The sequence below is a fragment of the Pelagimonas phthalicica genome, assembly GCF_004364805.1.
GTDB classification, from domain to species: domain Bacteria; phylum Pseudomonadota; class Alphaproteobacteria; order Rhodobacterales; family Rhodobacteraceae; genus Pelagimonas; species Pelagimonas phthalicica.
In genome coordinates this window covers 844,399-863,530 of the sequence record NZ_SOAP01000001.1, presented here as the reverse complement: position 1 = coordinate 863,530, position 19,132 = coordinate 844,399, and the positions used below count along the sequence as shown (strand labels likewise).

The following is a 19,132-nucleotide window of genomic DNA, read 5'->3' as shown; positions in this document are numbered from 1 at the left end:
ATGCCAAATATTGAAACCGCTTTGAAAGCGTTAGGGATAGAGCTGCCCGACGCTCCCAAACCTTTGGGTAATTTTGCGCCTTACCTGATTGATGGGACGGATTTGTTTATTTCCGGGCAGATCTCCATCGACCCAAATGGCCGGGTGATCACGGGTCGCCTGGGTGAAGAGGTGAGTATCGAACAGGGGCAAGAGGCCGCCCGGTGTTGTGCGATTGGTTTGCTGGCGCGGGCCAAGGGGGCTTTGAGAGATTTGGAGCGAATCGACCGTTTGGTAAAACTTGGGGCCTTTGTGAATGCTGCACCGGGATTTGCCGCGCATCCGCAGGTGGTGAATGGGGCGTCTGACCTGATGGTTGCGGCCTTGGGGGCCGAAAAAGGCACGCATGTGCGCTTTGCTGTTGGCAGTAGCAGTCTGCCCGCCAATGCGGCCGTGGAGATCGAAGCGCATTTTCGCATACAAGCGTGATGGGGGGACGCTGGTTTGAGGGGAGGCAAGCTCCCCGCAAACCTCGCCCCACCCACCATCCCGCAGGATCAAATCTGGTTGAGCGATGTGATCTGTTGACCTGACGTGGTGAAATTGTTGGGGGACAGCCAGCGTTCAAACCGGGTTTTCAGCGCGGGCCATTCCGTGTCGATGATCGAAAACCACGCTGTATCGCGATTGCGTCCCTTATACAGGGTGGCCTGTCGGAACGTGCCCTCATAGGTGAAGCCCAGCCTTTGCGCTGCTGCACGGGACGGCGCGTTAAGCGCGTCGCATTTCCACTCATAGCGGCGATAGCCCAGGTCAAAGGCGTTTTGCATCATCAGGAACATGACTTCGGTCGCGAGGGCCTGTTTCTGCATCAGCGGTGAGAAATGGATATATCCCACCTCGATTGAGCCAACCTCGGGCGCGATGCGCAGGTAAGAGCAAAAGCCCAAAGGCACCCCGTCAAGATCCTGAATGCAGTAGAATTGCGGGTCGCGGCTGGTGGCGTTTTGGGCGCACCATGCGCGCGCCACTGCGCGGTCTGCCCATGGGTCTATCGGAAGGTAGGTCCAGCCGCGGCCAGTTTGATCTGCCGCAAAGGCGTCAAACAACCCATCAGAATGAGTTTCGGCCAGCGGGACGAGCTGGCCGAAACGCCCGACAAGCGGATGATGAGGTGGAACGGGGCAAGGGAATTCCCCGTCCACCTTTTGCCCCACCGGCTGACCGGTGGCAGAAAGATCAGCCAAAGACACGGCCCAGGGCTCCGTCGACGGCGGTAATGATCTCATCAATGTCGTCTTTGGTGGCGATCAGCGCAGGCGAGAAGCACAGCGTGTTGTTGTAACCCGGCAAAGACCGGTTGGTCGCGCCGATGATCACGCCCTGCTGCATGCAATCGCCAACAACGGCCTGAACGCGGGCTTCTTCCATCGGGGTGCGGGCTTCGCGGTCGCTGACCAGCTCAGCGCCCAGAAACAGGCCTTTGCCGCGCACCTGACCGATAACGGCGTGCTTGTCCTGAAGCTCGCCCAGACGGTCGAGCATATAGGCCCCCATATCGGTGCAGTTTTGCAGCAGGTTTTCATCCTCGATGATGCGCATGTTTTCCATCGCCGCGGCAGGGCCAGCGGTGCAGCCCCCAAAGGTGGAAATATCGCGGAAATAGTTCAGCGGATCATCGGCATTGTCCTTGAACAGTTCAAAGACTTTCTCGGAGGTGGTCAGGCAGGCAATCGCGGCATAGCCCGAGGCCACGCCCTTGGCCATGGTCACCATGTCTGGTTCGATCCCGTATTGTTGGTAACCAAACCATTTACCGGTCCGGCCAACGCCGCAGACCACTTCGTCAATATGCAGCAGGATCTCATATTTCCTGCAAATCTCCTGCACGCGCTGCCAGTAGCCTTCGGGCGGGGTGATCACACCACCACCGGCGGTCACAGGTTCAAGGCAAAGAGCACCGACCGTGTCCGGTCCTTCGCGCAGAATGACCTCTTCGATCTGGTTGGCGGCCCATTCACCGTAATTCTCAACCGGCGCGCCCTGATCACCGGCGCGGTATTCCAGACAATGCGGCACGCGGACAAAGCCCGGCGTATAGGGGCCATATTGTGCGCCGCGCTCGTCCTGGCCACCGGCACTCAGGCAGGAAATGGTGGTGCCATGATAGTCGCGATCGCGATACAGGATCTTGTGCTTTTGCCCACCGTAACGCTTGTGCGCGATCTGGCGCACCATCTTAAAGGCTTTCTCATTCGCCTCAGAACCGGAGTTACAGTAATAGACGCGGCTCTGCCCCGGCATCTTTTCGATCAGCTTTTCCGCATAGAGCGCGCCGGGGATCGACCCTGCGGACCCGGCAAAATAAGGCAGCTTGATCAGCTGATCAGCGACGGCTTTGACGATGCTTTCGCGGCCATAGCCGACATTCACGGTCCAGACACCGCCAGACACCGCATCCAGATGCTCTTTGCCATTCTGGTTCCAGACACGCATGCCTTTGCCCTCAACAATGATGTTGGGGTCTTTGCTTTCAAATTGCTTGTGCTGGATCAGGTGATGCCACACATGCGCCTTATCGGCCTCAACAACGTGGGACAGATCGTTTTGACTGTAATTGCCGTCCATGGTGGACCTCCTGATTGTTAGGAAATGCGGCTTATGCCGGTTGAGAGCAGATGAGCCTGAAATTCAGGCAGGCGGATAGGGCCAAATCCATTTTGCTATAAGGCCAATTGGTCTCATTAATCGGCAAAATGAATCGGTTTCAAAATGGATTACCTAGAAAATTCAGACAATTAGCGCAACGGCCTATCCCCGAAAAACCAGTTTTTCAAAAAGCTGAATGTGGAAAAAACATTGATCGAATGCCTTTTTTCCGTTCGGATTTAGGGGAGCCCCACAAGAACCGGGGCCAAATTTGCACTCGAAATTCGGATGCAAGACGCCTTGATCGGCGCGACAGACCGACGCAACAGGGAGAAAAAGATGACGATAAAGACTTATCTGAAAGGTGCCGCAGCGGGCTTGGCTCTTCTCAGTGGAACGCAGGCTGCCATGGCAGATGGGCATGGAATCACCGTGGCCTATTTCCTCGAATGGCCGATGCCGTTTGAATATGCCAAGGCCAAAGGCATGTATGACGAAGCCTTGGGCATGGAAGTGAACTGGGTCAGTTTTGACACGGGGACCGCCATGTCGGCGGCCATGGCCTCGGGCGATGTACAGATCGCGGTCAGCCAGGGTGTTCCGCCCTTCGTTGTGGCGGCCTCGGCCGGGCAAGATCTGCAAATCCTCGATGTGGCGGTCAGCTATTCTGACAATGACAACTGTGTCGTGCGCGAAGATCTGGAGATCGACAAGGATTCGGCGGGCGAGTTGGCGGGCAAGAAAGTTGCCGTGCCTTTGGGAACCGCCGCGCATTTCGGTTTCCTGAAACAGATGTCTCATTTCGGGGTCGAACTTGGCTCGCTTGAGGTGGTCGATATGGCACCCCCGGATGGGGCGGCTGCGCTTGCTCAGGGATCGGTGGACATGGCTTGTGGCTGGGGCGGCTCCCTGCGCCGTATGAAAGAGCATGGCAATGTGCTGCTGACCGGTGGCGAAAAAGAAGAGCTGGGCATTCTGGTATTTGACGTGACCTCTGGCCCGGCGGGTTGGGTTGCGGAAAACTCCGAAACCGTGTCCAAATTCCTGGCCGTCACGGCCAAGGCCAATGACATGTGGAATTCCGGCGAGCATACCGACGAAATGCTGCCGGTGATCGCCAAGGATGCCGGTATGGACGAGGCTGACGCGGCTGCATCGCTGGCCACCTTTGCCTTCCCTGGGCTGGACGATCAGCTGGGTGAAAAATGGCTGGGCGGCGGTGCGCAGGACTTCATGAAAGGCGTGGCTGACGTCTTTGTGGAATCCGGGTCGATCGATGGCGCCTTGGACAGCTATGCGGATAACGTGAATGCTGGGCCTTTGACGGCCGCAAAAGGCATGTAATCCTATCACCGGGGGGCGCGCGCTTGCGTCCCTCGGTCCCAAAAATCGTGCACGATTTTTGCAAAAGTCATCGATGACTTTTGTGCGCGGTCCCCTTTTAGCAAAAGGCCTGCTTATATGAGCGGATTATCCATTGAAAATCTCTCCATGCGCTTTGACCTGCCCAATGGTTCGGCGGTTCAGGCGCTCAAGGATGTGTCCCTTGACCTTGCCGAAGGTGAGCTGATGAGCGTGCTCGGCCCTTCGGGCTGTGGCAAAACCACCTTGCTCAACATTGTCGCCGGGTTCCTTGCCCCGACCGAAGGCGTGATCAGGATGAACGGTCACGCGGTACATGGGCCAGATGCCGAACGCGGCATGGTGTTCCAGAAAGGCGCGCTGTTTGAATGGATGAGCGTGCGTGACAATGTCAGCTTTGGCCCCCGCATGGCGGGCAAGCGTGAGGCCGATTACGGCGAAGAAGTTGACCATCTGCTTGAAATCGTTGGTCTTCAGGACTTCAAGGAAAAGGCAATTTATGAGCTTTCGGGCGGCATGCAGCAGCGCGTGGCACTGGCCCGTTGTCTTGCCAATCATCCCGATGTCATCCTGATGGATGAACCTCTGGGCGCGCTTGACGCGTTGACCCGCGAAAAGATGCAATCGCTGGTGCTGAAGCTTTGGAAAGAAACCGGCAAGACCATCATCCTGATCACCCACTCGGTCGAAGAGGCGCTGCTGCTGGGTGAACGCTTGTTGGTCATGGCCCCGCGTCCGGGTCGTATTCACCGCGAATACCGGCTGCCTTTTGCCGATCTTGGCGTGGGTCAGGATCTGCGCGAGGTCAAGAAACATCCCGATTTTGCCGTCAAACGCGAGGAAATCCTCGGCATGATCTGGGACATGGAAGAAGAAATCATGGGCCGTTCTGAGGAGGCAAGCTGATGTGGTTCCTGGACTTAATGGCCGAATTTCGAGATGTCTTTATCACTGTCGTGCAGGCTTTGCCCTATATCGCGGCCTATATTGGCATCATTCTCCTGACCTTGATGATTTGGCGGTTTATCAAACGCCTTTTGACCCCGAAAAAGGATTATGGCTCGCTCAAGACGGTCACCTTTGGTGATGAAAGCGCGGTGGCCTCTAATTATGCCGCCTCGGCGATTTCCATTCTGCTGATCTTTGTGATGTGGGGGGCCTTTACTGGCTCGCGCCTTGTGCCCTCCTTCTTGCATGCGCCGGGGCCTTTTGTCGGCACCACCAGCTTTACCTATACCGCCGAGGCGGATGGGCAGGCACCGGATGAGGCGACCGTGACCGTGCGTGTCTTTGAGGTTGGCCAAGAGGGCGATGCGCCGGAGGTTGAGCCGGGCGATGGCTGGGCCAAGAACGATTCCGATTCCATCGGGGCTTGGCGTTCTGGGCTGATCCGGGTCGACAAGAATGACGATTATGGCCGCAAAGAAGGCCACCGTGTGACCGCCGTGAACGGCCAGGCCATTGCGCCGGGTCAGTCTGTCGAAACCGAAAATGGCCGTGTGGGCATGTCGCCCAAGGGCACGCTGAACTTTGAACCGGCCAAGGGCTGGCAGATGGAGCCAATCTGGCTGCCCGCGCCCGAAGCTGTCTGGTCGCGTTTCATGGAAATCGCAAGCGAAGGCTATCGCGGCTCGACCCTGTTGGAACACCTGTCTTACTCGCTGTTCCGCGTCTTTGCCGGTTTCATACTTGGCGCGCTGATTGGCATTCCTTTGGGCTATGCCATGGGCCTGTCGGATTGGTTCCGCGGCTGGTTCGACCCGATTGTCGAATTCATGCGTCCGGTGCCACCGCTGGCTTTGATCCCGCTGGTGATCATCTGGGCGGGGATCGGCGAAGAGGGCAAGGTGATCCTGCTCTTCCTCGCGGCGCTCTGGATCATGGCGATTGCGGCCAGGGCCGGGGTGTCTGGTGTGGCGATTTCCAAGGTGCATGCGGCCTACAGCCTCGGGGCTTCCAAGACCCAGATCATGCGACACGTGATTGTGCCAAACTCTCTGCCCGAGATCTTTACTGGCGCGCGGGTGGCCATGGGTGTCTGTTGGGGCACGGTTGTGGCAGCGGAACTGGTCGCGGCGGAAAAGGGCGCTGGCATGATGATCATGGTCGCGTCGAAATTCCAGCTGACGGACATCGTGATCATGGGCATCATCCTGATCGGGATCATCGGATTTGGCATCGACATCCTGATGCGCTTGGCCGAACGCGCGTTGGTCCCCTGGAAGGGCAAGATCTGATCCACCAACAGCATGGAAAACCAAAGAGCGGGCCGCTGGCCCGCTCTTTTTTGCCATTTGGTCAGGGTGTTAGCTGTCGTTCTCTGCCCCATCCGGCGCGCTCTCGGCCTCCGAACTCATCCCGTCCAACGTGGTCAGCAAAGCGGTCACCTGCCCATCCAGCCAGAGCCGCAGCCCATCGACCTGCGCGACGTACCCATCCAGATAAGGTTTCGCTTGCGGCAGCTGCTCGGAAATCTTTGGGGCCATGACATAGACGCCCACCGCGATGGCCGCCAAAAAAACCATGGTCAGGAACCCACGCGAAAAGCCGCCCTTTTTCTTTGGTTCATCCGGGGGCAAGACCTGCTTGGGCGCGGTGTCGATGACACGCGGTTCCGAGCTGGAGCGCAGCGTCTGATTGATCTCTTCCACATCTGGCAACAAATCCCGGCGCGATCCGGCGGCGGCCGCCGCCGCAGCCTGGGCCACAGCATATTCGCGATCCGTTTCCGGCTCTGGCTCAGGCGCGGCCAAGGGCGGCGGCGGGGCCGGGGCGGCTGCTGGGTCTTCGCCGCGCATCCGCGCCATACGCTCACGCGCTTCGCGCGAGCGGCGGGCTTGTTCATCTTCGCTGGGTTCCTGCAGACCCAGATCTGGCTGGCTTTCCAGCGCATCGGCAACCCGTTGATTGGCCTCATATTCGCGCTCTTCGCGAAACAGCTCAGCCATTTCCGGGTCAATCCCGCGCGGGGCAGGCGGTGCCTCGACTGGTACGTCCTCGACCGGTGTGTCCGCAACCGGGGGCGGCGCAGGCGGCTCCTCGGGTTCCCAAGCCGTATCAGGCACTGGCTGGTTCAGGTCCTCAGCCAGGTCCGGGTCATGGTCAGGGTGGCGCTGAAACCAGGTATGCGCACAGTTTGAACATTGCACATCGCGCCCCTCATCGGGCACCACCTCGGCGGGCACCTCGTATTGCGCACCGCAATTTGGGCAGATCAACCGAATTTTGCTCACCTCATGTCCCCTTACCTCTACCCCAGAGCTGACACAGTCTCTTTTCGCGACAATAGGTTGCATGGATCGGCGGGAAAAGTCCAATTTTAGCGACGCGTCATTGCAAGATGGCCTGCGCTGCGGCAAAACAGGTCCGTTGCACAACACACGGGCGGAACAGGCGTGATCGAGCTGAACAATGTAGCCTATAGCTATGGCGGGGATGCGCTTTTGAACGATATTTCGTTCAGCCTGGCTCCGGGCTCGTTCCACTTTCTGACCGGTCCGTCTGGTTCGGGCAAAACCACTTTTCTCAAGCTGTGCTATGGGGCTTTGCTGCCAACCGATGGTGACGTCAGGATTTTTGACCATTCCGCCCGCGATATGGGCCGTGATGCGGTGGCTTATGCGCGGCGGCGCATTGGTGTGGTGCATCAGGATTGCAAATTCCTTGACCACTTGCCGGTCAATGAAAACATTGCCTTACCGCTGACCGTATCCGGTCAGGCCACGCCTGACCAGTTCGCCAATCTGCAAGAGCTGATGTCCTGGGTCGGCCTCGTTGGGCGCGGCAATGCGCTGCCGCCCGAGCTGTCAGGCGGGGAACGGCAACGTGCCGCTCTAGCGCGCGCGTTGATCATGTCGCCCGATGTCATTCTGGCGGATGAGCCCACCGGCAATGTCGATTGGGAAATGTCGCAACGCCTGCTGCGCCTGCTGGTCGAGCTGAACAAGATGGGCAAGACGGTGATGATCGCCACCCATGATCTTGCCCTGATCCGCGCCGCCAAGGCGCAGGTCTCGGCGCGGGTGCTGCGCATTTCGAACCACACGTTGCAATCAGCGGGGGTCGATCTGTGAAGCGTTTCCTGGAGTTTTTCAAACCACTGATGCAGGCGGATCTGGGTGCCGACCGGGTTGTCCCGCCCTCTGGTTTTACGGTTCGCCTGACGGTCTTTACCTCGGCGGCCATGGCGTTTTTGACGGTCTTTGCTTTGGCCCTGTCTTTGGCTGCCGACCGGCTGGCCACCAACTGGGGCGAGGAACTGGCGCGCTCATCGACCATCCGCATCTCGGCCCCAGCCGGGCAAATGGCTGCGCAGACCGAAGCGGCGCTCAAAGTACTGACCCAAACGCCCGGCGTGGTTTCGGCCCGTGCTTTGACAGCCGAAGAACAACAGGCATTGCTCGAACCCTGGTTCGGACCCGGCCTGCCGGTTGATCAATTGCCCGTGCCGCAACTGATTGAAATCGCGGAAACAGCCCAAGGGTATGATTCCGAAGGGTTGCGCCTGCGCCTTCAGGCCGAAGCCCCCGGTGCCGTGCTGGATGAACATACCCGCTGGCGCAAACCTTTGGTCGCGGCGGCCAGCCGGTTGAACCTGCTTGGCTGGGTGTCGATCCTGCTGATCACCGCCACAACGGGGGCCATGGTGACGCTGGCTGCCAATGCTTCGCTGGCCGCTAATGCGCAGGTGATCGAAGTGCTGCGCCTGGTTGGAGCGACCGATGGTTACATCGCCTCGGCCTTTGTGCGCCGCTATACGCTGCGTGTCTTGACCGGAGCGGCGGTGGGCACCGTGCTGGGATTTATCGCCATCCTGTTGATGCCGGGCGGATCGGATGCGGGCGGATTCCTGACCGGTCTGCGGTTTCAGGGCTGGCACTGGCTTTGGCCTGCCGTGGTACCGCCCCTGGCGGCCCTGGTCGCCTTTGCCGCAACACAAGCCGCGGCGCGGCGCGTTTTGGGAGAATTGGCCTGATGCAATGGCTTAAGTCGCTGATCTTTGTGATCTATATCTATCTGTTCATGGCGGTCTGGGGCGTGGTTTGCTTCCCGCTTTTGTTGCATCCCAAGGGCGCGCGCTGGGTCTGCGGCGTTTATGCGGCGCATGTGCTGTGGCTGGCGCGGGTGTTTTTGGGCATCAAGACCGAGATCCGCGGACCCATCCCAACGGGTGAAGTTGTTATCGCCGCCAAACATCAAAGCTTTCTTGACATCATGATGATCTATGACGCGGTACCAGCTGCAAAATTCATCATGAAGCGCGAACTTCTCTTTACCCCCTTTATTGGCCAATATGCCTGGCGGCTGGGCTGTGTCCCGGTCAATCGCGGCAAGCGCGGGAAGGCGATTGCGCAGATGCTCGAAGACGTGAAAAAGGGCGCAGCTCAGCCCGGACAGTTGGTGATCTATTCCCAAGGCACCCGTGTCGCTCCTGGGGATTACAAGCCTTACAAGGTGGGCACGGCGGCGATTTACAAGGAAACGGGCTGGCCCTGTGTGCCCGCTGCAACCAATGTTGGCCTGCTTTGGCCACGCAAAGGTATCATGCGTAAACCCGGTCTGGCAGTGGTCGAATTTCTCGATCCGATTCCGCCTGGGATGGCAAAGGCTGATTTTATGGCGCAACTTGAGACTCGGGTTGAGGCTAAATCAAACGCGTTGATGAAGGAGCTTGGGTTTGATGCTGAAAGTAAACTCGCTGGAGGCGCTGAGCGATCTCTATGACGCGCCAGCAGAACTGTCGCTGCGTAAGGTCGCCAACCGTCTGACACCGCTTTACCGGCAATGGGTCGAGGGCTCGCGGTTCTGCATCCTGTCCACCGTCGGGCCGCAGGGCGTGCATGGCACGCCGCGCGGCGATGATGGCCCGGTGGTGCGGGTGGCCGATGACACCACCATTCACATGCCCGATTGGCGCGGCAATAACCGTCTTGATGCTTTGCGCGATATTGTTTGTGACGGCCGCGTTGCGCTGCTTTTCATGGTGCCGGGGTCGAATACGACGGTGCGGGTAAACGGCAAGGCCTGGCTGACCGATGATGCAGCGCTGCGCGAGAGTTTTGCGCGCAAATCGATCCTGCCTGCTTCGGTGATCGTAATTGAGGTGGAGGAGGTCTTTATCCAATGCGCCAAAGCCCTGATGCGCTCGGGCCTGTGGTCGCGCGATGACGCAGGCACAGTGCCAACCGTGGGTGAGATCCTGCAGGACATGACCGAAGGCGACGTTTCCGCGAAACCCTATGACGACGGCTATGCGGATTACGCGAAAACGCGGATGTGGTGAGCCTCCAAATTCCATGCATGGAATTTGCAAATTCCGTTGACGGAATTTGGCTGCACCCAGCCTCAATAAAAGGCCCTCTGGCATCCATCAGAGGGCCTTTTCAAACGGAGAACCCGTGGCCCCTAGAGCTCGGCAACCATGTCGCGCGCATCGCGCAGGGCTTCTTGTGCGATCTTCATAATCGCTTCGCCTGCCGCAATATCGCCATTGGCCTGTTTTGAAACCGCAACTGAGAAAGCTGTCTCTGACAGGATCTGCATGCGCCGCAAATGCGCCACAGCATCCTGACGCGCCAGTGTCTTGGCCAGCGCCTGCGCTTGTGCCTCAGCCTCGCTCACCAAAGAGGAGGCATCAGAGCCAATACTCTCGTTCAAGGCTTTCAGCGTGTCTTCGATCTGGCCATTGACCGCTGTCACAGTGCTCGCAGCATCTGTTTCGGTGGAGTCTACACTCTTGTCAGTCATCCCCGCCTCCTGTCTCCATCCGGGCCAAAGCAGCAGTCATCGCGGCATCCGCCAGAATTTGCGTCGCTTCCTGCTGAGCGGTGCTATTTTGGCCAGAGGCAGCCATGGCCGCTGCGAACCCTTGGGTGATCACGCTGCGCGCCACCGATCCGGCGGTTCCGACCGACATCAAGGTGGACTGACTGACCGTATCGGTGATCTGTCCATTCACTGGTGTTGGATAAGCCATCTTTCCCCCTTAGGACGTGCCAAGTGTTTGGACGCATTTATTGGTGACAGCCTCGCGCAAAATCCCTAAGCGCGCTGACCCGGCTTGTTCTGCGCTGAGCCTGAGCCCAAAGCTATGCGCCAAGGATTGCGCGGTTGTCGCCACGGCTGTTGCGCTGGATTGTCCAAGAACAGTTAGATTGCTCTGGCTGATCGCATCGGTGATCTGATCGTTGACCGCTGTTGGAAAGGCCATGATTATTTGGCCTTGCCCGCGGATTTGAGCGCCTCAGTGTCGACACTGTAAAGCGTGGCAACCCCCATGGTTGTCGCCGCCTGTGCCGTCACGTTGTTTTGCTGCGCAGCATTCACGGCGTTTTCGTAAAGCATCCCGGTGCTATGGGCCAGGCTCTGATAAATTGCTCCCATCGCCATGGCCGGAGCCTCTCCGACGACTTTGACATTGGATTGGGTGACGGCATCGGTGATCTGGGAATTCACGGCTGTTGGTTCGGCCATTCTGGCGCTCCTTTTGGATCAATCGGATTTGGGATTTAATAGGGATTGAATGAGATCAACGGTTTCAGACAGGTGCTTTTGCTGGCGTTCCTGCTGATCGGCAACCGCGTCCAACATCATTTTCGAGATATTCTCGGCCGTCTGCAAAGACGCCAAAGCCACCGCTTGCGCGGATTTCATATCAAAATCGGACATGCTTTCCCCTGTTCGCAAATTCAGCTTATGGGCGAAGCTGACCTATGGGAAGCTCTTTTTGCAGGTGGGGCCAGACATGAAAAAGCCCCAGTTGAAACCGGGGCTTTGACACGGCGTAATAAAAGACGCGCTTACATATGGATTGCGCCGTCGCCACAGGCCAGCGCTGCCTCGCGCACCGCTTCGGAAAAGGTCGGGTGGGCGTGGCAGGTCAGGGCGATGTCTTCGGCAGAGGCACCGAACTCCATGCCGACACAGATCTCGTGGATCAGATCGCCGGCACCGGGGCCGATGATGTGACAGCCCAGCACGCGGTCGGTTTCCTTATCCGCGAGCAGTTTGACAAAGCCGTCGCCCTGGAACACGGCCTTGGCGCGGGCATTGCCCATGAAAGAGAATTTGCCGACTTTATAGGCGACACCCTCTTCTTTCAGTTGCGCCTCGGTCTTGCCGACCGAAGCAACCTCGGGCGCGGTATAGATCACGCCCGGGATCACGTCATAGTTCACGTGACCATGCTTGCCCGCAATGACCTCGGCGGCGGCCATGCCTTCGTCTTCGGCTTTGTGGGCCAGCATCGGGCCGTCGATTGCATCGCCGATGGCATAGATGCCGGGCACATTGGTGCGCCACTGGTTGTCAGTCTTGATCTGACCACGTGGGGAGATTTCAACACCCAGCGCTTCGAGACCCAAACCGTCAGTGAACGGCTTGCGCCCGGTGGCGACCAGCACGGTATCGGCGTCGATGGTGTGCTCGCTGTCATCTTTGCGCAGCTTATAGGTCAGCTTGGCCTTGGTCTTGGTGGTCTCGACCTTTTGTACAGCCGCACCCATGGTAAAGGTCATGCCCTGCTTTTTCAGGATCTTCTGGAAGTTGCGCTGCACTTCGGTGTCCATGCCGGGGGTGATGACATCGAGGAATTCGATCACCTGCACCTCAGAGCCGAGACGCGCATAGACCGAACCCAGTTCCAGGCCAATCACGCCCGCACCGATCACCGCCAGTTTCTTGGGGATCTTTTTCAGATCCAGCGCGCCGGTAGAGCTGACGACGATGTTTTCGTCGATCTCGACACCGGGGATGGACGAAGGTTCGGAGCCGGAAGCGATAATGATATTCTTGGCCTCATGGACCTCATCGCCGACCTTGACCTGACCGGCGGCGGGGATGGAGCCCCAGCCCTTGAGCCAGTCGATCTTGTTCTTTTTGAACAGGAATTCGATGCCTTTGGTGTTCTGGCCAACCACGTCGGATTTATAGGCTTTCATCTGGTCCCAATCGACCGACGGGGATTTGCCCTTGAGGCCCATAGTGGCAAAGTTGTGCTCGGCCTCGTGCAACTGGTGGGTGGCGTGCAGCAGGGCTTTGGACGGGATACAGCCGACATTCAGACAGGTGCCGCCCAGGGTTTCGCGACCCTCGACACAGGCGGTTTTGAGGCCGAGCTGGGCGCAGCGGATGGCCGCGACATAGCCGCCAGGGCCCGCGCCGATTACGATGACGTCATATTGTGCCATTATGGATGTCCTTTCTGTGGGGCGGGGAGGGGGGCCAGCCCCCCGTCATGCGCTGCATGACTCCCCCCGGAGTATTTGGGCCAAGAAGAAACGAAAGAGTGCGTCATATCAGGGCCAGGATGAGAATGAGGAAGGTTGAGGCGAAACCCAGCAGCCAGATCAGCGTACGCCAGGGGGTGAAACCCCAGTAATAAGCGGGCAGATAAAGGATGCGGGCGATGAGAAAGACCAGGGCAAGCGCGCCGGTGGTGGTGGTGGCCTGATCGGAATAGGTGATCACCATAGTTGCGATGGCAAAGAGGATCAGCGCCTCAAAATGGTTGTTGAGCGCGCGTTGCAGCCGGGCGGGTTTGCCGCTGAGTTGGCGGTTTTGATCGCGCGGGCCCATGGTGTAGTCAAACCCGACCTGACGCCCCGCTGTCCAGGCATAGGCGCAGAAATGCACGGCAAGCCAGAGCGTGGCGAGGGTGAGATATGTGAGTTCGGCGGTCATAGCGCTTGTCTCAGTGTCATACGAGGTATCCCCTTCGCCACGCTTTCACCACGAATTCCGCGACAAAAATAACAATCGCCAGGCTCACGATGCTAAAGAGTGCGACGCTCGAGCCGAACAGCATTTCGGCCTCGTGGTTCGCATTGTAGATCTGCCACAAGCCAAACCCTTTGCGCACCAAGATGACCGCAATGAAAGCAATTGCAATTCTGTGAAGCATGAAAATCGCCGCGGCCAGGCCTCCCCAGAGAGCGGCACCAAGGACGTAGCTGGGCAAATGAGTTTCCCAGACAGGTTTTCCGGTAGTAAACCACAAGCCAAAGCCAACCATCGTGGCATTGATCAATGCTATCGTTGCACAGACCATAAAGGCAATTTTGAACGAGAGTGGAGACATTTCAGTATGGTCTGTCACTGGCTCGCTCCAAACGTCGTAAGATGGCCTTTGAGGCTTTCATATGCCTGCGCCCCTAAGATGGCTTCTATTCGGTCCGTTTGAGGCACGCGGAAGGTGAGATATGTGAGTTCGGCGGTCATTTCGAGTGCTGCAGTTCGCCAAAAAGTTTTAGAAGAAGCGCCATCGGGGGGCCAAAAATCGCAACATATTTGAACCAGTACCATTGTGAGGACAGCCATCCTCCGATGAGGTCATCGACCAATTCATGCCCCCAATAGGAACGCGCGATCCACCAAGAAAGGGGCAAGCCAAATAACGCCCACCGCCAGGTTACGTATTTGTTCCCTTTTTTGACTTTTTCGAACCTTTTGCGAACGGCGAGTAGGCCAAAACCAATGAACAAAGGTGTGAGCCAGCCAAAGACGATAGCGACCCCCAGGAAGCCTGTTTTGTGCAACGGTGCATTTTGCAATAATCCTCCCAACCCCGCCGCCATAGAACAGAGCGCGCATCCAAGGACGAGTGCCGGTGCCTTTGGGTAAATGGCGGGGTCAGGAGACGACATGATTATTGTTACAGATCCATCAACAAACGACGGGGATCTTCCAGCGCTTCCTTGACGCGCACCAGGAAGGTTACAGCGCCTTTGCCGTCGACGATGCGGTGGTCATAGGACAGGGCCAGATACATCATCGGGCGGATCTTGATTTCGCCATTGATGACCATTGGGCGGTCCTGGATCTTGTGCATGCCGAGGATGCCGGATTGCGGTGGGTTCAGGATCGGCGAGGACATCAGCGAGCCGTAAACACCACCGTTAGAGATGGTGAAGGTGCCGCCCTGCATTTCTGCCATGGACAGCTTGCCGTCGCGGGCGCGCTTGCCCTTTTCGGAAATCGCCTTTTCGATGGCCGCGAAAGACATGCTATCCGCGTCGCGGATCACCGGAACAACCAGACCGGTCGGGGTGCCAGCGGCAACGCCCATATGGACAAAGTTCTTGTAAACGATGTCGGTGCCGTCGATTTCGGCGTTGACCTCGGGCACTTCTTTCAGCGCATGGCAGCAGGCCTTGGTAAAGAAGGACATAAAGCCGAGACGCACACCGTGTTTCTTTTCAAACAGGTCTTTGTACTCTTTGCGCAGCGCCATCACCTCGGTCATGTCGACCTCGTTATAGGTGGTCAGCATGGCGGCGGTGTTCTGGCTGTCTTTCAGGCGCTTGGCGATGGTCTGGCGCAGGCGGGTCATCTTCACGCGCTCTTCGCGGGCGGCGTCATCGGCTGGCACCGGCGCACGTGGGGCAGCGGCAGGGGCCGGCGCAGGCGCGGCAGAGGCCGCAGCCACGGCGGCGGCAACATCGGCCTTGGTGGCGCGACCATCGCGGCCTGTGCCGGTAACAGCGTCACGGGAAATGCCCGCCTCGGCGATGGCTTTTTCGGCGGCTGGGCCGTCTTTGATGTCTTTGCCAGCGGCCGGAGCAGCAGCAGGCGCCGGGGCTGCAGCAGGGGCGGCGGCAACCGCACCGGCGCTGCCGGAGATCACACCAAGCTTGGCTGTGGCATCCACAGTGGTGCCTTCGGCGGCGGTGATTTCTGCCAGAACGCCAGCGGCGGGGGCAGGCACCTCGACCGAGACCTTGTCGGTTTCCAGCTCACACAGCATTTCGTCTTGTGCAACCGCATCGCCAACCTTTTTGAACCAGGTGGAAACAGTGGCTTCGGTCACCGATTCACCCAAGGTGGGCACCATCACATCGGTGCTCTCAGCAGAGGCCGCCGGAGCCGCCGCAGCTGCAGGGGCCGCCGCCGGGGCCGGGGCCGCAGCGCCCGCACCCTCAGAGATATTGGCCAGCAGGGCGTCGACGCCCACGGTGTCACCTTCGGCGGCGACGATCTCGGCCAGGGTGCCCGCCACGGGAGAGGGCACTTCGACGGTGACTTTGTCGGTTTCCAGCTCGCAGAGCATTTCGTCAACGGCAACCGCATCGCCGGGTTTCTTGAACCATGTGGCCACCGTGGCTTCGGTCACGGATTCGCCCAATGTGGGAACGCGCACTTCGGTCATGTTGTTTTCCTTCTTTGATCCCGTAGGGAGGGCTTATTCGATTGTCAGCGCTTCGTTCACGAGCGCGGCTTGTTGGGCTTTGTGCTGGCTGGCGAGACCGGTGGCCGGAGAGGCCGAGGTCGCGCGACCGACATAACGGGGGCGCGGGTGCGAGGCTTTGATGCGGCCCAGAACCCATTCGATATTGGGCTCGATAAAGGACCATGCGCCCTGGTTCTTGGGCTCTTCCTGACACCAGACCATTTCCGCCTGCGGGAAGCGTTCCAGCTCCTTGACCAGCGCCAGCGCCGGGAAGGGGTAGAACTGTTCGACGCGCAGCAGATAGATGTCGTCGATGCCCCGGGCGTCGCGCTCCTCAAGCAGGTCGTAATAGACCTTGCCGGAACACATGACGACGCGCTTGATCTTGTCGTCAGCCTTGAGCTTGGTGTCGGACTGGCCCTTTTCGGCATCATCCCACAGCACACGGTGGAAGGACGACCCATCGGTAAAGTCCTCAATCGCCGAGGTGCAGAGCTTGTGACGCAGCAGCGATTTTGGTGTGACCATGATCAGCGGCTTGCGGAACGAGCGGTGCAGCTGGCGGCGCAGGATGTGGAAATAGTTCGCCGGGGTCGAGCAGTTCGCCACGATCCAGTTATCCTGACCACACATCTGCAAGAAGCGTTCCAGACGCGCCGAGCTGTGCTCGGGGCCCTGACCCTCAAACCCGTGGGGCAGCAGGCAGACCAGGCCGGACATGCGCAGCCATTTGCTTTCGCCCGAGCTGATGAACTGGTCAAACATGATCTGCGCACCATTGGCAAAGTCGCCGAACTGCGCTTCCCACAGGGTCAGCGCGTTGGGTTCCGCCAGCGAATAGCCATATTCAAAGCCCAGAACCGCATATTCGGACAGGGCCGAGTCGATGACCTCGTACTGGGCCTGACCTTCGCGGATATTGTTGAGCGGGTAGTAACGCTCTTCGGTTTCCTGGTTCACAAAGCCGGAATGGCGCTGCGAGAAGGTGCCGCGCGTACAATCCTGACCGGCCAGACGCACAGGATACCCTTCGAGCTGGAGCGAGCCGAATGCCATCGCCTCGGCTGTAGCCCAGTCAAAGCCCTGACCGCTTTCAAACATCTTGGCGCGCGCATCAACAAGGCGGCCAACGGTCTTGTGCAGCGGAAAGCCTTCGGGAATGCGGGTCAGCGCGGTGCCGATATCCTGCGCAGTCTCGGGCTTGATTGCGGTTTTGCCGCGCTGGTAATCGCCCTCTTTGATCTTGTCGAGATGGGACCAGCGGCCATCCAGCCAGTCGGCCTTGTTGGGCTTAAAGACTTTGCCGGCCTCGAACTCTTCGTTCAGATGCGCCTGGAAGGCGGCCTTCATGTCTTCGATCTCGCCCTCGGGTATCAGCCCGTCTTTGACCAGGCGTTCGGTGTAGAGCGACAGGGTGGTTTTGTGGCTCTTGATCTGCTTGTACATGATCGGGTTGGTGAACATGGGCTCGTCGCCCTCGTTGTGACCAAAGCGACGGTAGCAGAACATGTCGATGACCACGTCCTTGCCGAATTTCTGGCGGTACTCGGTCGCGACCTTGGCGGCGTGCACCACCGCCTCTGGGTCATCCCCGTTGACGTGGAAAATCGGGGCCTCAACCACCAGCGCGTTATCGGTTGGATAGGGGCTGGAGCGGCTGAAATGCGGCGCGGTGGTGAAACCGATCTGGTTGTTCACAACGATATGGATCGTGCCGCCGGTCTTGTGGCCACGCAAGCCAGACAGGGCGAAACATTCCGCCACAACACCCTGACCGGCAAAGGCCGCATCGCCGTGCAGCAAGATAGGCAGCACGCTGGTGCGCGCCTTGTCTTTGACCTGATCCTGCTTGGCGCGGACCTTGCCCAGAACAACCGGGTTCACCGCCTCAAGGTGCGATGGGTTCGCGGTCAACGACAGGTGCACCGGATGACCGTCAAAATCGCGGTCGCTTGAGGCACCGAGGTGATATTTTACATCGCCCGACCCGTCGACATCTTCGGGCTTAAAGCTGCCGCCCTGGAATTCGTTAAAGATCGCTTTGTAAGGCTTGCGCATCACGTTCGCCAGAACTGACAAACGGCCACGGTGCGGCATGCCGATGACGATTTCCTTGACGCCCAGATTGCCGCCGCGCTTAATGATCTGCTCCATCGCGGGGATCAGGCTTTCGCCGCCATCCAGACCAAACCGCTTAGTGCCCATGTATTTCACATGCAGGAACTTCTCAAAGCCCTCGGCCTCGACCATCTTGTTCAGGATCGCCTTGCGCCCTTCGCGGGTGAATTGGATTTCCTTGCCGAAACCCTCGATCCGCTCCTTGAGCCAGGCCGCCTGTTCCGGGTCGGAAATATGCATGTATTGCAGCGCAAAAGTGCCGCAATAGGTGCGTTTCACGATCTCGACGATCTGACGCATCGAGGCAATTTGCAGGCCCAGCACGTTGTCGATAAAGATCGGGCGATCCATGTCGGCATCGGTAAAGCCATAGCTTTTCGGATCCAGCTCAGGATGCGGGTCGCGGCCATGCAGGCCCAGCGGGTCCAGATCGGCGGCCAAGTGGCCACGAATACGATAGGCCCGGATCAGCATCAGCGCGCGGATCGAATCCAGCACGGCACGCTGGATCTGATCATCGGTCAGCTCAACGCCCTTGGCCTCGGCCTTTTCCTTGATCTTTTTGCCAGCACCCTTGGCCTCTGCCGGGGCGGCGGGCCATTCGCCGGTCAGCGCGCCGGTCAGATCATCATTGGGCTGTGGAGGCCAGTCACCGCGCGACCAACTCGGCCCCTCGGCCTCGCGCTTGGCGTCCAACTCGGCATCGCCCAACTGGCGGAAAAACTCCTGCCAGGCCTGATCGACCGCGTTGGGGTCATTGGCATAGCGGGCATACATCTGCTCCAGATATTCCGCATTATGCCCCTGCATAAAGCTGGAAGCATGGAAGAGGTCGTTTGGGCTTTGATCGTTCATTGC

22 protein-coding genes are annotated in these 19,132 nt (G+C 58.8%); 8 read left to right on the top strand and 14 right to left on the bottom strand.

Annotation, left to right across the window (positions count from 1 at the left end; genetic code table 11):
- Positions 1-468 (top strand): RidA family protein, encoded by a 468-nt coding sequence (locus CLV87_RS04235; RefSeq protein WP_099243292.1) that lies wholly within the window; start codon positions 1-3, stop codon positions 466-468.
- Positions 469-536: 68 nt separating this feature from the next.
- On the opposite strand, the gene CLV87_RS04230 is transcribed toward CLV87_RS04235, so the two are convergent.
- Together CLV87_RS04230 and CLV87_RS04225 are read right to left on the bottom strand one after the other, a co-directional pair.
- Positions 537-1,268 carry a GNAT family N-acetyltransferase gene (locus CLV87_RS04230; protein WP_099243293.1) on the bottom strand — a complete coding sequence of 244 codons (732 nt, stop codon included), beginning with the start codon at positions 1,266-1,268 and terminating at the stop codon, positions 537-539.
- Positions 1,219-2,607: an aminotransferase family protein gene (locus tag CLV87_RS04225; protein WP_099243294.1), complete on the bottom strand. Its 1,389-nt coding sequence runs from the start codon at positions 2,605-2,607 to the stop codon at positions 1,219-1,221. The genes CLV87_RS04230 and CLV87_RS04225 overlap by 50 nt, the downstream gene beginning before the upstream one ends.
- A gap of 360 nt (positions 2,608-2,967) precedes the next feature.
- Between CLV87_RS04225 and CLV87_RS04220 the strand changes: the two genes are divergently transcribed.
- The 3 genes from CLV87_RS04220 to CLV87_RS04210 all read left to right on the top strand — a co-directional run bounded on the left by CLV87_RS04220 (position 2,968) and on the right by CLV87_RS04210 (position 6,227).
- Complete coding sequence (locus CLV87_RS04220) at positions 2,968-3,972, top strand: taurine ABC transporter substrate-binding protein (protein ID WP_099244784.1); 1,005 nt, start codon at positions 2,968-2,970, stop codon at positions 3,970-3,972.
- 117 nt (positions 3,973-4,089) lie between these two features.
- Entirely contained in the window at positions 4,090-4,896 is an 807-nt protein-coding gene (locus CLV87_RS04215) for a taurine ABC transporter ATP-binding protein (protein WP_099243295.1), read from the top strand.
- A 104-nt stretch (positions 4,897-5,000) separates the two neighbouring features.
- Positions 5,001-6,227: an ABC transporter permease gene (locus CLV87_RS04210; protein ID WP_235871888.1), complete on the top strand. Its 1,227-nt coding sequence runs from the start codon at positions 5,001-5,003 to the stop codon at positions 6,225-6,227.
- A 69-nt stretch (positions 6,228-6,296) separates the two neighbouring features.
- On the opposite strand, the gene CLV87_RS04205 is transcribed toward CLV87_RS04210, so the two are convergent.
- Positions 6,297-7,223, bottom strand: a complete 927-nt coding sequence (locus CLV87_RS04205; RefSeq protein WP_306438010.1) for a zinc-ribbon domain-containing protein — start codon at positions 7,221-7,223, stop codon at positions 6,297-6,299.
- Positions 7,224-7,385: 162 nt separating this feature from the next.
- Between CLV87_RS04205 and CLV87_RS04200 the strand changes: the two genes are divergently transcribed.
- The 4 genes from CLV87_RS04200 to CLV87_RS04185 are packed head-to-tail and all read left to right on the top strand — an operon-like array spanning position 7,386 to position 10,273.
- Positions 7,386-8,063, top strand: coding sequence for a cell division ATP-binding protein FtsE (locus CLV87_RS04200; RefSeq protein WP_099243296.1), 678 nt, complete (start codon positions 7,386-7,388; stop codon positions 8,061-8,063).
- Positions 8,064-8,092: 29 nt separating this feature from the next.
- Positions 8,093-8,965 (top strand): cell division protein FtsX, encoded by an 873-nt coding sequence (locus CLV87_RS04195; protein ID WP_099244790.1) that lies wholly within the window; start codon positions 8,093-8,095, stop codon positions 8,963-8,965.
- Entirely contained in the window at positions 8,965-9,714 is a 750-nt protein-coding gene (locus CLV87_RS04190) for a lysophospholipid acyltransferase family protein (RefSeq protein WP_099243297.1), read from the top strand. Before CLV87_RS04195 ends, CLV87_RS04190 begins: the two co-directional genes overlap by 1 nt.
- Entirely contained in the window at positions 9,671-10,273 is a 603-nt protein-coding gene (locus CLV87_RS04185) for a pyridoxamine 5'-phosphate oxidase family protein (protein WP_099243298.1), read from the top strand. Before CLV87_RS04190 ends, CLV87_RS04185 begins: the two co-directional genes overlap by 44 nt.
- 122 nt (positions 10,274-10,395) lie before the next feature.
- Here CLV87_RS04185 and CLV87_RS04180 read toward each other — a convergent pair whose 3' ends face one another.
- The 11 genes from CLV87_RS04180 to CLV87_RS04135 all read right to left on the bottom strand — a co-directional run bounded on the left by CLV87_RS04180 (position 10,396) and on the right by CLV87_RS04135 (position 19,129).
- On the bottom strand, positions 10,396-10,737 hold the full coding sequence (locus tag CLV87_RS04180; RefSeq protein ID WP_099243299.1) for a hypothetical protein: 342 nt from the start codon (positions 10,735-10,737) through the stop codon (positions 10,396-10,398).
- Entirely contained in the window at positions 10,730-10,966 is a 237-nt protein-coding gene (locus tag CLV87_RS04175; protein ID WP_099243300.1) for a RebB family R body protein, read from the bottom strand. Before CLV87_RS04175 ends, CLV87_RS04180 begins: the two co-directional genes overlap by 8 nt.
- Before the next feature lie 9 nt (positions 10,967-10,975).
- Entirely contained in the window at positions 10,976-11,200 is a 225-nt protein-coding gene (locus CLV87_RS04170; protein ID WP_099243301.1) for a RebB family R body protein, read from the bottom strand.
- Between the two features lie 2 nt (positions 11,201-11,202).
- Positions 11,203-11,463 carry a RebB family R body protein gene (locus tag CLV87_RS04165; protein WP_099243302.1) on the bottom strand — a complete coding sequence of 87 codons (261 nt, stop codon included), beginning with the start codon at positions 11,461-11,463 and terminating at the stop codon, positions 11,203-11,205.
- A gap of 18 nt (positions 11,464-11,481) precedes the next feature.
- Positions 11,482-11,658: a hypothetical protein gene (locus CLV87_RS23805; RefSeq protein WP_166652668.1), complete on the bottom strand. Its 177-nt coding sequence runs from the start codon at positions 11,656-11,658 to the stop codon at positions 11,482-11,484.
- A gap of 131 nt (positions 11,659-11,789) precedes the next feature.
- The gene (gene lpdA / locus CLV87_RS04160; RefSeq protein WP_099243303.1) at positions 11,790-13,178 is read right to left on the bottom strand and encodes a dihydrolipoyl dehydrogenase; all 1,389 of its coding nucleotides are present in this window, start codon (positions 13,176-13,178) and stop codon (positions 11,790-11,792) included.
- A gap of 103 nt (positions 13,179-13,281) precedes the next feature.
- Complete coding sequence (locus CLV87_RS04155; protein ID WP_099243304.1) at positions 13,282-13,671, bottom strand: MAPEG family protein; 390 nt, start codon at positions 13,669-13,671, stop codon at positions 13,282-13,284.
- Positions 13,672-13,687: 16 nt separating this feature from the next.
- Positions 13,688-14,086, bottom strand: a complete 399-nt coding sequence (locus CLV87_RS04150) for a hypothetical protein (protein WP_133840685.1) — start codon at positions 14,084-14,086, stop codon at positions 13,688-13,690.
- 118 nt (positions 14,087-14,204) lie between these two features.
- A complete protein-coding gene (locus CLV87_RS04145; protein ID WP_133840684.1) occupies positions 14,205-14,633 on the bottom strand; it encodes a hypothetical protein in 429 nt (142 codons plus the stop codon).
- An 8-nt stretch (positions 14,634-14,641) separates the two neighbouring features.
- Positions 14,642-16,135 (bottom strand): 2-oxoglutarate dehydrogenase complex dihydrolipoyllysine-residue succinyltransferase, encoded by a 1,494-nt coding sequence (odhB, locus tag CLV87_RS04140; protein ID WP_099243307.1) that lies wholly within the window; start codon positions 16,133-16,135, stop codon positions 14,642-14,644.
- Positions 16,136-16,168: 33 nt separating this feature from the next.
- The gene (locus tag CLV87_RS04135; RefSeq protein WP_099243308.1) at positions 16,169-19,129 is read right to left on the bottom strand and encodes a 2-oxoglutarate dehydrogenase E1 component; all 2,961 of its coding nucleotides are present in this window, start codon (positions 19,127-19,129) and stop codon (positions 16,169-16,171) included.
- Positions 19,130-19,132 lie beyond the last annotated feature (3 nt).

Coding starts and splice junctions, on each gene's coding strand:
- CLV87_RS04235 (WP_099243292.1), top strand. CDS start 1: ATGCCAAATATTGAAACCGCTTTGAAAGCGTTAGGGATAGAGCTGCCC.
- CLV87_RS04230 (WP_099243293.1), bottom strand. CDS start 1,268: ATGAGATCATTACCGCCGTCGACGGAGCCCTGGGCCGTGTCTTTGGCT.
- CLV87_RS04225 (WP_099243294.1), bottom strand. CDS start 2,607: ATGGACGGCAATTACAGTCAAAACGATCTGTCCCACGTTGTTGAGGCC.
- CLV87_RS04220 (WP_099244784.1), top strand. CDS start 2,968: ATGACGATAAAGACTTATCTGAAAGGTGCCGCAGCGGGCTTGGCTCTT.
- CLV87_RS04215 (WP_099243295.1), top strand. CDS start 4,090: ATGAGCGGATTATCCATTGAAAATCTCTCCATGCGCTTTGACCTGCCC.
- CLV87_RS04210 (WP_235871888.1), top strand. CDS start 5,001: ATGATTTGGCGGTTTATCAAACGCCTTTTGACCCCGAAAAAGGATTAT.
- CLV87_RS04195 (WP_099244790.1), top strand. CDS start 8,093: ATGCAGGCGGATCTGGGTGCCGACCGGGTTGTCCCGCCCTCTGGTTTT.
- CLV87_RS04190 (WP_099243297.1), top strand. CDS start 8,965: ATGCAATGGCTTAAGTCGCTGATCTTTGTGATCTATATCTATCTGTTC.
- CLV87_RS04185 (WP_099243298.1), top strand. CDS start 9,671: ATGCTGAAAGTAAACTCGCTGGAGGCGCTGAGCGATCTCTATGACGCG.
- CLV87_RS04180 (WP_099243299.1), bottom strand. CDS start 10,737: ATGACTGACAAGAGTGTAGACTCCACCGAAACAGATGCTGCGAGCACT.
- CLV87_RS04175 (WP_099243300.1), bottom strand. CDS start 10,966: ATGGCTTATCCAACACCAGTGAATGGACAGATCACCGATACGGTCAGT.
- CLV87_RS04170 (WP_099243301.1), bottom strand. CDS start 11,200: ATGGCCTTTCCAACAGCGGTCAACGATCAGATCACCGATGCGATCAGC.
- CLV87_RS04165 (WP_099243302.1), bottom strand. CDS start 11,463: ATGGCCGAACCAACAGCCGTGAATTCCCAGATCACCGATGCCGTCACC.
- CLV87_RS23805 (WP_166652668.1), bottom strand. CDS start 11,658: ATGTCCGATTTTGATATGAAATCCGCGCAAGCGGTGGCTTTGGCGTCT.
- lpdA (WP_099243303.1), bottom strand. CDS start 13,178: ATGGCACAATATGACGTCATCGTAATCGGCGCGGGCCCTGGCGGCTAT.
- CLV87_RS04155 (WP_099243304.1), bottom strand. CDS start 13,671: ATGACCGCCGAACTCACATATCTCACCCTCGCCACGCTCTGGCTTGCC.
- CLV87_RS04145 (WP_133840684.1), bottom strand. CDS start 14,633: ATGTCGTCTCCTGACCCCGCCATTTACCCAAAGGCACCGGCACTCGTC.
- odhB (WP_099243307.1), bottom strand. CDS start 16,135: ATGACCGAAGTGCGCGTTCCCACATTGGGCGAATCCGTGACCGAAGCC.
- CLV87_RS04135 (WP_099243308.1), bottom strand. CDS start 19,129: ATGAACGATCAAAGCCCAAACGACCTCTTCCATGCTTCCAGCTTTATG.